The sequence below is a fragment of the Hymenobacter glaciei genome (assembly GCF_039539585.1).
In the GTDB taxonomy this organism is placed as follows: Bacteria; Bacteroidota; Bacteroidia; order Cytophagales; family Hymenobacteraceae; genus Hymenobacter; species Hymenobacter glaciei.
Genome location: NZ_BAABDK010000016.1, coordinates 410758 through 424183, shown reverse-complemented (window position 1 = coordinate 424183; position 13426 = coordinate 410758). Strand labels below are relative to the sequence as shown.

Here is a 13426-nt window from a genome sequence, read left to right as displayed (position 1 = left end):
CGGGCTTTCGTTGATTGCCTTACTACGGGCACTGGCTCGCACTACTGCACCGCAAGGCGGCGCGTCACGCTCCCTACGGCATAGTTCACGCGCAGCAGGTACATGCCAGCGGGTAAGCTTTCCGTGTTAAGGGTGATTTCCGCCGCGCCAGTTGCCGGCAGGCAGCGCACCTGGCGGCCGAGTGCGTCCAGCAATTCAATGTTGAGCAGGTAAGCGCTGGCATCGGGGGCGATGTGCAGCACCTCGTGAGCCGGGACTGGCCAGGCAGCGGTACGCGCTGCTATTGCGGCTGGTGCTGCTACTTGTAGCACATTGAGGGCGCCCAAGCGAGCCACGCCTGGCGATGCAGCGCTGCCAATGGTGGTGAACGAGCCCGCCAGCATAATGCGGCCATCGGGCTGCACCAGCATTGAACGGACAGCATCATTGGGCTGGGCCACGTTCGTGAACGTGGCATCGGTTTGGCCATTAGCCAGCACCCGAACCAGGTTGTTGGCCGCGCCAGCCGCGCCCGAATATGCGAAAGTGCCCCCAAGCAGCACGCGGCCATTGGGCTGAAGCGCTACGCTGTAAACCGTGCCGGTGAGCGAGGAATTGGGCGCAAACGCAGGGTCGAGCTGGCCGGCGGTGCTGAGGCGGGCCACGCCCTGGCGCGGGGTGCCGTCAACCGCTCTGAAATTTCCCCCCACCAACAGGTTGCCATCGGGCTGCTGGACGATGGAATAGATGCGGTTGGTAGCCAGGGAAGAGCCACTGTTGGGCGAAAAATTCGATGCGTTGTTGAACGTGGGGTCCAGGGCTCCGGTGGGTTCGTAGCGCACCACGCGGCATGTAGATGCCCCACTTGTCGTACTAAACCTCCCGCCTACTATAATGCGGCCATCAGCCTGTACGAGCACGGCATTGGTATAGGTGGGGGCGCCTGGTGCCACAGTTGCCGACACGTCCCGGATAAAAGTGGGGTCGAGGGCACCGGAGGACGTGAAGCGGGCCAGTTCTTTGTACAGGGTAGAGCCACTGCTGAAACTGAAGTAGCCGCCCACCAGCACCTTGCCATCGGGCTGCAAGGCCAGGCAAGAAGTATTGGTTGCGTAGGTCTGCGTAAAAGAAGCATCTGGAGCCCCGCTGGCCAGGAAGCGCCGCACGCCCCGGGTCGTGCCCGCCAACACGTTGCCATCGGGCTGCAGGGCCAGGCTGCTCACCGGGCCGGGCAGCAAGCCAGTAGCACTTGAGTAAGCCCCTTCAAGGACTCCGGTAGCCGTGAGGCGCGCCAGCCGGTGCACGGCCTGCCCGTTAATCTCGGTAAAGTTGCCGCCGAGGAGGTACTTCCCATCGGGCTGGCGCAGCACGGCCGCCACGGTGCCCGGCACCTGCAGGGTGGGGGCAAATGCCGCGTCGCTGGCACCAACGCTGGTGAGCCGTTTCAGGCCGCTTTCAGTTCCATCGAAAGTGTCAAATCGTCCTCCCACAAGCACCGTTCCATCAGCTTGCAAGCCAATGGTGAAGGGACGAGAACTGGGCCCCGGGCTCACCTGGAACGATGGGTCCTGGCTGCCGTTGGCATTGAGGCGCGTTACCTGGCTGGCACTGCTGGATTGGCCGAAGTACCCCCCCGATACCAGGATTTTGCCATCGGGCTGCAACACCATTGGCACGTCATTATAACTGGTGCCGACGCTGATACCGGATGCCGAAAATCCCGGGTCGAGCGCGCCGCTTGGCAGGAGGCGTGCTAAGGTGCCGTTGAAGCCGGGACTGGCAACCAAGCTGCCGCTTACCAATATTTTTCCATCGGGCTGCAGCACGATACTTTCCACAACAGAAGGGCCCAGGGCCGAGGTAAAGGTGGGGTCTACGCTGCCGGTAGCAGTGAGGCGCACCAGGCAACTGGCTGGCTGGCCGTTGAAGGTTTCGAACTGGCCACCTAACAATATTTTACCATCGGTTTGTACTGCTACGGCGTAGCCATCACTGTAGCTGGAGGAATATACAGCAAGTCCTGAGCCCACGTTGAAGCCCGTGTCGACGCTGCCGTCGATATTGAGGCGGACTATCCCAGGTGCCGGTACATTGTTGAAGGTGCTAAAGGTGCCGGTTACAACCACTTTGCCGTCGGGCTGGGCCGCAAACTCCTTTACGTCGACATGGGTACTGGCGGTGCCTCCACCCGGGCCACTCCCCGGGTCGAAGGACGCATCGGCCGTGCCATTGGCATTCAGGCGCAGCAACTCGGAGCGGGTAATGCCGCCGGCCGTTACGGTGCCGTCGTATGCGCCCAGCAGGTACTGACCCGAAGGCAGGCTGCGGACGCGGTAAACAATGCTGGCCGGGCCCACGGCCTGCGAGAAGGCCTGGTCGACGTTGCCTGCCGCATCCAGCCGCACCAGGTTGCTAATCGCCAATCCGTTCACACGGGTAAAATCGCCGGCTATCACCCGCTTGCCATCGGCCTGCTGGGGGCCCAGCGCGTATACTTGGCCCGGAGAATAGATGCTTGCTGGTGAGGTGAATGTGGCGTCGGGGGCCTGCGCAGCCGCTGCCATAGGGAAGAGCGAGGCCAGTAGTAGTCCCGCAGTAGTGAATCGAAGTAGCGTCATGCGTTCAGAAATGAGTGGAAAGAGGAAAACCGAGGCTTGAAAGTAGTAAATTCAGTACCAAACTATTCTTGTTTCGGCCACAGCAGCGAGGCTACCATGCTCAGCAGCAGGATGGCACCTACGATGCCCAGCGACAGCGGCATGCTGAGGGGCAGCACGTGCTCGAGCAGAGTTTTGCCGCCGATGAAGACCAGATTGAGCGCCAGGCCATAGTGGAGGTAGTGGAACAGCTGCAGGAGGCTGGCCAGGGCAAAGTGCAGTGCCCATAGCCCCAGCAGCGCAAACACGCTGGAGGTGAAGACCACGAACGTATTGCAGGTAATGGCCAGAATAGCCGGGATGGAATCGGCTGCGAACACCACGTCGGTGGTTTCCACCATCAGTACCACCAGCAGCGGGGTGGCGAAGCGCAGGCCGTCTTTTTTGATGAAGAAGGCGCCGCTTTCGATTGAGCGCGTGATGGGCAGCCGCCGGCTCAGGAAACGCACTATGGGGTTCTTGTGGGGTATGTTTCGGGCCCGTCGCCGCTGCTGAGGCCCATCCGAATGCCCGTGTACATGAGGAAAGCGCCGAGCAGGTACACCAAGAAGTAGAAGCGGGCCAGCAGCGCCGCTCCCTCCAGAGTGAACACGGCCCGCAGTATCAACGCGCCCAGCACACCCCAGAACAGAATGCGGTGCTGGTACTGCGGCGGCACCTTGAAATAGGTGAAAATGAGCAGAAAAACGAAGCGATTATCGATGCTCAGGGCCTTCGCCACGAGGTAGCCCGTTAGCCATTGCAGGCCCGCCTGATGGCCCATGGTGCGGTACACCAGCAGGTTGAATCACTGCGACAGCACAATCCAGAAGGCGCTCCAGCCCAGCGCCTCGTGCAGCTTTACCTCGTGGGCCTTGCGGTTGAGCACGAGCAAATCGAGTAGCAGCAGGCCGATAACAAAAGCCGTGAACCCAAACCAGGAGAGGGGCGAGTTTTCCATGCGTACCCGTAAGTTACGGCATAGAACGAGACAGCTAAGAAGTTGCCAGCAACTGATACAGCGCGTAACATCTTTACCGCAGCAAGTCATTACTAGTGGCAGGCACGGTGCTTCGCTACCCGCTGCATGACGTGCCTTAGTAATCGCAACTTCGCTGGCTACACCGCGCGCTTCAGCGGGCTGAACCAGCTGTTTACTTTCATCTGGAGCACGCCGAAAAAAGCCTCTTCCACAATGCCTTTGCTCATTTTGGAGGTGCCGCGGGTGCGGTCGGTGAAGATGATGGGCACTTCCTTGATGCGAAAGCCGAGCTGGTACGCCAGCCACTTCATCTCAATCTGAAACGCGTAACCCACGAAGCGAATGTTGTTCAAATCGAGCGCGCGCAGCACCCGGGCCGTGTAGCACTTGAAGCCGGCGGTAGCGTCGCGGATGGGCATGCCGGTAATCAGGCGCACGTACCACGAGGCGAAATACGACATCAGCACCCGCGACATAGGCCAGTTTACCACGTTCACGCCCTGAATGTAGCGCGAGCCGATAGCCACGTCGAAGCCTTCGACGGCGCAGGCGTCGTGCAGGCGCAGTAGGTCGTCGGGGTTGTGCGAGAAGTCGGCGTCCATCTCAAACACGTACTCGTAGTTGTGGGCCAGCGCCCAGCGAAAGCCGTGGATGTAAGCGGTACCTAGCCCTTGTTTGCCAGTGCGTTCCTCCAGGTACAACCGTCCCGGAAACTCTGCCTGTAGCCCGCGCACGATATTGGCGGTCCCGTCGGGCGAGCCGTCGTCGATAATCAGCACGTCGAAGGCCCGCGGCAGCGACATCACCTTGCGGATGATGAGCTCCGCATTTTCGCGCTCGTTGTACGTGGGAATTAGGACGAGGCCTTCGCTCATAGCTTACAAATTGGCCTCAAAGATAGGCTTTGCCCTTCCGAAGCTGCACGCTGGGTAGAGAATGAGCCAGCTATTTTACTGAAAAAATCCGAACATTAAGTTATGCGACTGTTAATATTCTGTTCGAAAATCAACTAGCGCCCAGCGGCTAAAAAGTCGGCGGTGTTGCGAGCGTAGCGGATGCAGTCGGGCACGCTTACCCCGGCCCGCCAGTTGGCCACGGCCAGCACGCGCTCGGCGGCCAGGGTTTCGGCGGCGACGTGGGCCCCAACAATAGCTTGGTCGAACTGCGGAATGCTATGCGGCCAGTAGTAGCGCCCCTGCCAGCGCGGCGCGCCCGTGATGCCATAGAACTTGCTCAGCTCGGCGTGTACGGCGGCCAGCTGCGCGGCTTCGGGCTGCTGGGCCGCGGCTTCGTACTGCGTGCCGCCCACGAAGGTGGTGAACAGCACCTGGCCCGCCGGCACGCGCTGCGGGTATATCGAGCTGGTCCAGACCGAGCCGGCCGCGTAGGCGTTTTCCGCTTTGGGGTGCAACGCCCCAAAGCCGTTGAGCGGATGCGCGACCGCGGCGCGGTCGTAGGCCGAGTACACGGCGCTCATGGGCGGGTAGTACACGGCTGCCAGCGCCGTAGCCGCAGCCGGGAATAGCAGCTCCAGCAGCGGCGCGGCAGCGTAGGCGGGCAGGGCCAGGGCCAGGTGCGAGTAGCCGGGCGCCGCTTCAAGGCCGCGTGCGCCTTTTAGTTCGAGTTGATAGCTGCCATCGGCAGCCCGCGAAATGGACGACACGGCCGTGCCGGATTGGTAGTTGGTGAGCTTGGCGGCCAGGGTTTCGGCGATGGACTGCACGCCGTTTTTGAGCGTGATGATGCGGCGGCGGCCCGCCCCTTTGCCGGCTTTCATCAGCCCGCGCAGCACCGAGCCATGGGCTTGCTCCAGCGCCGGTAGCTGCTTGAAGGTTTTGTTGATGAGGAGCTTCTCCGGGTCGCCGGCGTAGATGCCGGCCATGAAGGGATTCACGGCGTAGTCGACAATTTCGGGGCCGAAGCGGCGGCGGAAAAAGTGGGCCACGGTTTCGGTTTCGTCGATTGGGGCGGCGGGCTGGCGAAATTCCTTTAGCAGCTGCCACTTGGCTTTCAAACTGAAGAAGCCACTGGTGAGCAGGGCCGGGGGCGAGCCGGGCAGGGCCTGGTAGCGGCCATCGCGCAGCACGTAGCGGTTTTGGCTCACGGCGGCGGCGTCTTCCACCTGTTCGCTCAGGCCGAGGTCGGCGAGCAGGTCCTGCAGCTCAGGACTTAGCTGCAGGGAGTTGGGACCGGTTTCGAGCAGGTAGCCTTCCGGGGTTGCCCAAGTGCGCAGGTTGCCGCCGGGGCGAGTGTCGGCCTCGAACAGGTCGTAGGCCACGCCGGCCTTTTGCAGGTACCAGGCCAGCGTGAGGCCGCTGATGCCGCCGCCGATAATCGCAATTTTCATAGTCTGGATGCTGTAGCGTGCAGTAGCGCGAACTTTATAGTTCGCGTCCCCGTGCCGTTTCAACGATTCGGGAACGGCGCGGGGACGCGAACTACAAAGTTAGCTTCGCTGTCCTACCGGGTCGCGCTAGTTCCTTTGTTCTATGTCAACAAAAAACAAAGCCATTTTTCTCGACCGCGACGGTGTGCTGAATGAAGAAATTGGCACCTACGTGTGGGAACCGAATAAATTTATCATCTGCGATGGCGTGCCCGACAGCCTGGCCCGGCTCAAAGCGGCCGGCTACCTGCTCATCGTGGTTACCAACCAGGCCGGCATCGCCAAAAAGCTCTACACGGCCGCCGAGGTGCAGGCCTGCTACGCCAAGCTGCAACGTGCCTGCGGCGGCATTATCGACGCGCTGTATTTCAGCGACGCGCACCCCAGCGTGAGCGAGTCCATTCTGCGCAAGCCTGATTCGGGCATGCTGGAAAAGGCGGTGGCCCGCTTCAACCTCGATGTGGCGCAGTGCTGGATTGTGGGGGACCGGCTGCGCGACATGCAGGCCGGCGCGGCGGTTGGCGTGCGCGGCGTGCTGGTAGGAGAGGAGAACCCGGAAGGCTTCGCGCCGCACGTGGCCGATTTGCGGGCAGCCACGGCACTTATCTTAGGGCAATGACAGACAACGACAACAAGCCAGGTTGGTTGGCCAGAAACCGCAACATGTTGTTTCTGCTGGCGTGCGTTATTCTGGGCCAGGTGATTTTTTACTTCACCACCACGGCTAACAACAAGCGGGAAATCGAACGCTACAAAGCAATGCAAGTTGCTGGCCGGGTAGATAAACTCTTGTCTTTTTCCCGCGGAATTCAGAAGGTGAAGCTGGCTACTGGCGAAACCCAGGCCCTGGTGCTACCCGCTGCCGGGCAGCAATACCTGCAAGCCGGCGACTCAGTAGCAAAGGCTGCGGGCAGTGAGCAAATCAGCATTTACCGGCGATTTCCGAATTACACTGAGGTATTGGTTTTTAGCCTGAACGCACCAAGCAAAAAGGGCTTAATTAAACGGTCCAAATAGCGTAACGAGCGTTTCTTTGATTAAAAAGCGAGAGCAAAAACAGGATGAGGTATGTCTTGCTGGTGTTACTGTGTCTATCCCTGTTGCTTGTGGGACTCTTTTGGGCCATTGCTCACGGGAGCGGACATAATATTCCCATCGAAACAGACCGTTTTCTTGCTGGAGCAGCACTTGTCAATGGTGGGTTGATTGCCCTCCTAGGTGATTGGATACGCAGAAACAATTGGACAGAAAAGCAACGGCGAAAGAGGCTTCATATCGACTAGCCCAAGCCCAATAGCGCTTACAAGAGCAGATATTCGAACTGATTCCGTTTCGTGGGTCAGTCCTGTCAATGTCCTGTCACCGTTTTCTTAATCGGTCCGATTAAGAAAACGAAAATATACGCTTTCCTGTGCACAACCGTGCGTTGCCAGGTCCGCTTATCCGTTGGGCGGTGGACATTTTCAGCCAGCACTTCCCCCACTGCTGGGGGTGCTACCTTCGCCCTATGCGTTTCTTTGAAGCCGATGACTGGATGGATAAGCTGCCGGGCGTGGCCTGGGTGGTGGCCATTGGCCTCGTGACGGGCGTGGTGGTCGCGGTGGGCGTGGCCATCGTGGCGGGCGGCCTGTGGCTGACCGACTGGCTCGGCTGGAAGACATAACGGCCAGAAACCCCGGACGCACCAGGCAGCCGGGTTTCATATTGCCCTGATGTTTTATTCGCTTCGCTAGCAGCTGTTGGCCACTCCCATCATTTCCCCAGCCAAGCCTGCTAGCAGCACCACACGCCGCAGCGTGCGCACCGGCGGCCTGCGTCAACCAGCGGATGACGCTGGAGTAACTGCCGCCGCGAACCGGCTGCTTTGGTGGAGTTCAAGCAAACAGTACTAACCCAAAGCCCATAAAAAAGGCCGGCCTCCCGTGTGGGAAGCCGGCCTTTTTAACAGAATCCGGATGTACTACTGGCGCGCGGCGGGCGTAGCGGTGCTGGCCGTGATGGGCGACGAAACGCGGTTGGCCTCCTTGGTGCTGCTGTAGGCGGGGCACTTCTGGCGGTTGCAGGCGCCAAGCGAAAGAACGAGGCCGGCGGCGGCGAGCAATGCGAACTTTTTCATAATTTATATAAAACGAGGTTGGTGACGCGGTTGGGCTTCAAATATACGCAAAGCAAGCAATATCAGGCAATAAACTGCCAGCGCCAAAATTGAATTATTCGTATCCGAGGATGCGCATCATGCTGCCGGCTTCCTGCTGCGGCGCGAAAACGGTATCAGTAAGCGTGCCATCTTCGGCGCGGTCGAGGATGATGTGCTGCGGGGCGGGGATGAGGCAGTGCTTGATGCCGCCGTAGCCGCTGAGGCTCTCCTGGTAGGCGCCGGTGTGGAAGAAGCCCACGTAGAGCGGCTGCGCATCCTGCTGCTTGGCTGACGCCGACCTTTGGTTGCGCTCGGGCAGGAAGGTCTGGTAGATGTGCTTCTCGGAGTTGTAATAGTCCTGCGAGTCGCAGGTGAGGCCGCCGAGCTGGATTTTCTTGTAGGACTTGTTCCAGCCGTTGAGGGCCAGCATGATGAAGCGCTGGTTGAGGGCCCAGGTATCGGGCAGGTTCGTAATGAACGAGCCGTCAATCATGTACCAGAGCTCTTTGTCGTTCTGCAGCTTTTCGTCGAGAATGCTGTAGATGGTGGCGCCGCTTTCGCCCACGGTGAAGATGCCGAACTCGGTGAAAATGTGGGGCTCGGGCACGCCTTCTTCTTTACAGATGCGCTGGATGGTGCGCAGGATTTCGGCCACCATATAGGGGTAGTCGTAGTCGGGCTGGATGCTGGTTTGGATGGGCAGCCCGCCGCCAATATCAATGGTGGTGAGGGTGGGGCACACCTTGCGCAGCTCGCAGTACTTGTGCACGAAGCGGCTGAGCTCGGACCAGTAATAGGACGTGTCCTTGATGCCCGTGCTGATGAAGTAGTGCAGCATGGTGAGCGTGAAGCGCGGGTCGTCCTTGATGCGCTGCTCGTAGATGGGGATGGCGTCGGCGTAGCGCACGCCCAGGCGCGAGGTGTAGAACTGGAAGCGCGGCTCCTCGTCGGAGGCCAGGCGCATGCCCATGTTCACGTTTTCGCGCACGTGGTCGTGGTAGTACTCGATTTCGTTGGGCGAATCGATGATGGGCATGCAGTTCACGAACCCGTCGTTAATCAGGTCAGCGATTTCCTTTTTGTAGGCGTCGGGCTTGAAGCCGTTGCAGATGATGTGCTTCTGCTTGTCGACTTTGCCCTGGGCGTGCAGGTTGCGGATGATGCTGATGTCGAACCACGACGAAGTTTCGAGGTGGATGTCGTTTTTCAGGGCCTCTTCGAGCACGAAGCGGAAGTGCGACGACTTGGTGCAGTAGGCGTAGGAATAGGTGCCGGTGTAGCCGGTTTCGGCAATGCCGTCGGCAAACCATTTCTTGGCCCGCTGAATCTGGGAGCTGATTTTGGGCAGGTAGGTGAGGCGCATCGGCGTGCCGTATTTTTCGACCAGCGCCATCAGGTCGATGCCGTGGAACTGCAGTTCGTGGTCCTGCACGGTAAAGTCGGCCGTGGGAAAGTCGAAAGTCTGGGAGATGAGGTCTTGATAGGTATCCATGCAGTTGTTGAAGCGGCGAAAAAGCCCGACCTTTGCGGCGGGCAGTACAAAAGTACCGCCGGGGTCAGGATAACGGCCGGGAACCGCTTATGTTCTCCCGCTACCCAACCTCGCATCGTGACGATGGAATATTAGCGACTTGGCTACGGCAGATTCTTCTGCCGCAAGGCAGCGCTCGAAAGGGTTCTAGTTGTCAGTTGCTCGTTATTGGTTGTCAGGTCGTTCATCGAACCTAATAACTGACAACGAACAACGAACAACTAAAGCTTTTTGGAACGATGCCGCCAACCTGCTTACCCCCAATTCCCACCCTCCGATGAAACGCATCAAATTACTGGAAGTACGCTCCGAGCTTGGGGCGGGTACCCGCGGCTCCGGCATGGGCATCGACGCCCTGCGCGTGGCCTGCCTCAACAAGGGCTCCGACTATTTCCGCCGGTTCAACTCCGTGGTGCTGCCCGATTTGAACCACGTGCTGTTCGAGAAAAACCACTTCCCCTTCGCCAAGCACATCGACAGCATTTACACGGTGCAGAAGGGCATTGCCAACGCGGTGGAGCAGACGCTGCGCTTCGGCGAGTTCCCGCTGGTGCTGGCCGGCGACCACAGCAGCGCCAACGCCACCATTGCCGGCATCAAGGCGGCGTACCCGGCCAAAACGCTGGGTGTCATCTGGATTGATGCCCACGCCGACATCCACTCGCCCTACACCACGCCCAGCGGCAACGTGCACGGCATGCCCCTGGCCGCCGCCCTGGGGGTGGACAACCTGAAGCACCAGCGCAACATCCCCGACCCGGAAACGGAGTTTTTCTGGCGCCGCCTGCAGAACCTGGGCGAGCCCGGCCCCAAGCTCAAGCCCGAGCATTTGGTGTACGTGGTGGTGCGCGACACCGAGGAGGAGGAGGATTCGCTCATCGAGGAGCTGGGCATCAAATGGATAAAGCTGCCCGAAATCAAGGCCAAAGGCTCGCGCCGCCTGAGCCGCGAGATTTACGAGCACCTGCGCTTTTGCGACCTCGTCTACATTTCCTTCGACGTCGATAGCCTCGATTCGAGCTTCAGCATTGGCACGGGCACGCCCGTGGAGGACGGCCTCTACCTTTCCGAAGCCGAAAACCTCTGCCAGGACCTGCTGGAAAACGAGCGGGTGGTGTGCTTTGAGATGGTCGAAATCAACCCCACGCTCGACAACGGCAACACGATGGCCAAAAACGCCTTCAACATCCTCGAAAAAGCCACCGATGCGATTGAGAAGCGGCTGCGGCTGGAGGAGGTGGTGAGCCGGTAGGGTGTGGAAGCATCTCTTCGTAGCCAATGGGTGTAGGGGCGGGGCTTGCCCCCGCCCGTCGTTGAACCGCCCACGGGTGAATCGTTCAACGACGGGCGGGGGCAAGCCCTGCCCCTACACCGTTCTGTACTCAGCTTTTAATGCTGGCTGAGGAACAGGTACGCCCCCAGCGTGTACTGCGCGGCCGAGGAAAAATGGTCGCCGCCGGGGATGGGGTGCAGCTCGACCTGCGTGGCACCGCGCTTTTGCATGGCATCGTAGGCATCCTGGGAGTTGAAGAAGGGCACGTAGTCGTCGGCGGTGCCGTGGAAGAGGGCCAGGGGGGCGCGGGGCTTCCAGTCGTAGATGTCGTTGTCGGCTATCGCGGCGGAGAGGGGCGCATCGGAATTATTTAAGATGGCCTGGCGGAAGGCGGGGGCGAAGAGCTGGCTTTGCTGGCTGGGCAGGGCGGCGAAGGGGTTGGCCTGCAATTGCGTGGCGTAGGGCTCCAGGTAGTAGAAAGAGAAGGGGCGGTTGAGGGCGTAGATGCGGTCGTAGGTGCGCAGCGCCCACACGTAGGAGCTCAGGAAGCTGAGAGGCTGGGTGGCCCCGAGGATGTAGCGGGCAAACGCCGACTTGTGGTAGGCCCCGGCACCCGGCGCGCTGGCCGCGACGGGCAGGGCGGTGGCGTACTTCTCTTCGAGCAGCTTGTGCAGGGCCATCGTGGCGTAGCCGCCTTCGGAGTAGCCGAGCAGGTAGTTTTTCTGGTTGAGGGCGACCTGCTGCTGCTGGCAGAACTCGCGGGTGGCCCGGAGCATGTCGGCCGAGGCCGAGGCCAGGGAGGCGGCGTGTTCGTAGGGGTGGAGCAGGGCCTTGGAGGCGCCGTAGCCGATGTAATCGGGGGCCGACACCACGAAGCCCGAGGACGCCAGCACCGACACCCCCGACCACACGTCGCTGCCGGTGGCATAATAGGAGGGGGCTTGGTCCTCGCTGCTGGGCGCGATGGTGCCGTGCTGGTAGCTGAGCACCGGCAGCTGCCCGGCGTTGCCCCCGGGCACCAGCACCGCGCCACTGGCCGTGGTTTCGGTGCCCTCGGGGGTGCGGGTGCGGTAGGTGAGGCGGTAGGCTTTGATGGGATATTTCGCCAGGCTGGCGGCCAGCGGCACGCCCGGCACGCGGCCGGCCAGCGTAGCGGCGCTGTATTCGCCAATGAAGGTGCTGCCGGTGAGGACGGGGGCATTGGCCTCGGCCTCGGTGGCCGGGGTAGGCTCGGCGGTGGTCGACTTGCAGGCCGAAGCCCCCAGCAGCACCGGGAACAGGAACAGGCAATACCGTTTAGAAAACGGCGGGAGTAGGAATAGCGCCACGTTGCGAAGGGATTTAATGGGATATAGCTGGGGCAGTAACGCCTATTGGCGGGGGCGGCGTTCCGGCGGTGGGAATGTTTTGCCGGGTGCCTCACAGGGCCCTCATTACTAATCGGCGCGAAGGGAATAAGGCTCTTCGCAAGCTCAGGATGGCAGTTGATAAAAATCTGCCACTATTTATACTTGCCGGCTCCCCGCTACGGGACCGGCTGGTACTGTGGGCTCCTACGCTTCAAGGGCGGCGGCCAGCACGGCGGCTTCGGCACGCAGGCCAGCGAGGCGGGCCTGGGCCAGCAGGGTGGGAGCCCGGCCGCTGGTGCCGAGCAGCTCCTGCCGCGCCTGGCTGAGCAGCAGGGCCCATTGCGCCTGCTGGGCGCCGAGACGTTGCGGAGGCAGCGGGTCGGTGGCATCGGCCGGGGCCAGGGTGGCGGGCGCGGCGGTGGCGGCAGCCAGCCGCTGCCGGGCCGGGGCGGCGCGGGCGGGCAGCACCTGACCCAGGCGGTAAGCCAGGCGGGCGACGGCGTAGCGGCAGTCGGCCAGCCGGCCGATGGCCAGGCCCAGGTCGTCGGCCTCTTCGAGGGCGGGCGCAGGCGGCCCGGCAGGGGAGGCCAAAGTCAACGCGTGCAAGGCTCGCAGGCGCAAGCTGGCTGCGTAGGGCAGGGGTCGGCGGCCCACCTCAGCGTGGTTGACGTGGGCTTGGGTAGTGCCCAACAGGCAGGCCGCTTCGCGCTGGCTCAGGCCGAAGTGGGCGCGGGTGGCAATCAGCCGCTCGTCGGGGGCGCAGGGAAGCTCGGGCATAAGGAAGCGAATAGCTGTACTCAAAAATACAAACTTATTTTTTTGAGTACAGGTGAGCTTGTACTCAGTTTTGGACTAGTCCTATTTTTGAGTACAAATAGGCGTGTGCTCAAAAATGCAAGGCCCGGATTTTGAGTACTGCTCTGGCGGCAGTTGGAGTAGCTGCCAGGAAATCAACCCGCGTATCCCGGCCAGGGCGGCTTCACTCCAGGCCCGCCGCCTAAGCCGCTGAAGAAACAAAGCGCCCCGCCAGTTGCTGACGGGGCGCTTTAATAGGTATTATTGCATTAAATAGTCTGACTTGTGAAAAGGTAGTAGACTATAAATTCTACCGTTTTCCTGAACTGTCTGAAAAGTGAGTAGGGAAGTGCCGTGC

The 13426-nt window shown here is 60.9% G+C and carries 14 protein-coding genes; 4 read left to right on the top strand and 10 right to left on the bottom strand.

Annotated elements, in window-relative coordinates; translation table 11 throughout:
- Positions 1 to 41 precede the first annotated feature (41 nt).
- The 6 genes from ABD837_RS10720 to hemG form a co-directional block, all read right to left on the bottom strand.
- Positions 42 to 2597 carry a T9SS type A sorting domain-containing protein gene (locus ABD837_RS10720; protein ID WP_345053952.1) on the bottom strand — a complete coding sequence of 852 codons (2556 nt, stop codon included), beginning with the start codon at positions 2595 to 2597 and terminating at the stop codon, positions 42 to 44.
- A gap of 62 nt (positions 2598 to 2659) precedes the next feature.
- Positions 2660 to 3085: a TerC family protein gene (locus ABD837_RS10715; protein WP_345053950.1), complete on the bottom strand. Its 426-nt coding sequence runs from the start codon at positions 3083 to 3085 to the stop codon at positions 2660 to 2662.
- A complete protein-coding gene (locus ABD837_RS10710; protein WP_345053947.1) occupies positions 3085 to 3411 on the bottom strand; it encodes a TerC family protein in 327 nt (108 codons plus the stop codon). The genes ABD837_RS10715 and ABD837_RS10710 overlap by 1 nt, the downstream gene beginning before the upstream one ends.
- A gap of 12 nt (positions 3412 to 3423) precedes the next feature.
- Positions 3424 to 3576: a hypothetical protein gene (locus tag ABD837_RS10705; protein ID WP_345053944.1), complete on the bottom strand. Its 153-nt coding sequence runs from the start codon at positions 3574 to 3576 to the stop codon at positions 3424 to 3426.
- 158 nt (positions 3577 to 3734) lie between these two features.
- Entirely contained in the window at positions 3735 to 4472 is a 738-nt protein-coding gene (locus ABD837_RS10700; protein ID WP_345053940.1) for a polyprenol monophosphomannose synthase, read from the bottom strand.
- Between the two features lie 134 nt (positions 4473 to 4606).
- A complete protein-coding gene (gene hemG / locus ABD837_RS10695) occupies positions 4607 to 5944 on the bottom strand; it encodes a protoporphyrinogen oxidase (protein ID WP_345053937.1) in 1338 nt (445 codons plus the stop codon).
- 142 nt (positions 5945 to 6086) lie between these two features.
- On the opposite strand from hemG, the gene ABD837_RS10690 reads away from it, so the two are divergent.
- The 3 genes from ABD837_RS10690 to ABD837_RS10680 all read left to right on the top strand — a co-directional run bounded on the left by ABD837_RS10690 (position 6087) and on the right by ABD837_RS10680 (position 7646).
- Positions 6087 to 6602: a D-glycero-alpha-D-manno-heptose-1,7-bisphosphate 7-phosphatase gene (locus ABD837_RS10690; RefSeq protein ID WP_345053934.1), complete on the top strand. Its 516-nt coding sequence runs from the start codon at positions 6087 to 6089 to the stop codon at positions 6600 to 6602.
- Complete coding sequence (locus tag ABD837_RS10685) at positions 6599 to 7000, top strand: hypothetical protein (RefSeq protein ID WP_345053932.1); 402 nt, start codon at positions 6599 to 6601, stop codon at positions 6998 to 7000. Before ABD837_RS10690 ends, ABD837_RS10685 begins: the two co-directional genes overlap by 4 nt.
- A gap of 490 nt (positions 7001 to 7490) precedes the next feature.
- Complete coding sequence (locus ABD837_RS10680) at positions 7491 to 7646, top strand: hypothetical protein (protein WP_345053930.1); 156 nt, start codon at positions 7491 to 7493, stop codon at positions 7644 to 7646.
- A gap of 297 nt (positions 7647 to 7943) precedes the next feature.
- Here ABD837_RS10680 and ABD837_RS10675 read toward each other — a convergent pair whose 3' ends face one another.
- Together ABD837_RS10675 and ABD837_RS10670 are read right to left on the bottom strand one after the other, a co-directional pair.
- Positions 7944 to 8099, bottom strand: coding sequence for a hypothetical protein (locus ABD837_RS10675; RefSeq protein ID WP_345053928.1), 156 nt, complete (start codon positions 8097 to 8099; stop codon positions 7944 to 7946).
- 94 nt (positions 8100 to 8193) lie between these two features.
- Complete coding sequence (locus ABD837_RS10670; RefSeq protein WP_345053925.1) at positions 8194 to 9612, bottom strand: type III PLP-dependent enzyme domain-containing protein; 1419 nt, start codon at positions 9610 to 9612, stop codon at positions 8194 to 8196.
- A 316-nt stretch (positions 9613 to 9928) separates the two neighbouring features.
- On the opposite strand from ABD837_RS10670, the gene ABD837_RS10665 reads away from it, so the two are divergent.
- The gene (locus tag ABD837_RS10665; RefSeq protein ID WP_345053922.1) at positions 9929 to 10903 is read left to right on the top strand and encodes an arginase; all 975 of its coding nucleotides are present in this window, start codon (positions 9929 to 9931) and stop codon (positions 10901 to 10903) included.
- A gap of 137 nt (positions 10904 to 11040) precedes the next feature.
- On the opposite strand, the gene ABD837_RS10660 is transcribed toward ABD837_RS10665, so the two are convergent.
- Positions 11041 to 12252 carry an alpha/beta hydrolase family protein gene (locus ABD837_RS10660; protein WP_345053920.1) on the bottom strand — a complete coding sequence of 404 codons (1212 nt, stop codon included), beginning with the start codon at positions 12250 to 12252 and terminating at the stop codon, positions 11041 to 11043.
- Positions 12253 to 12477: 225 nt separating this feature from the next.
- Positions 12478 to 13050, bottom strand: coding sequence for a helix-turn-helix domain-containing protein (locus tag ABD837_RS10655; protein ID WP_345053917.1), 573 nt, complete (start codon positions 13048 to 13050; stop codon positions 12478 to 12480).
- Positions 13051 to 13426 lie beyond the last annotated feature (376 nt).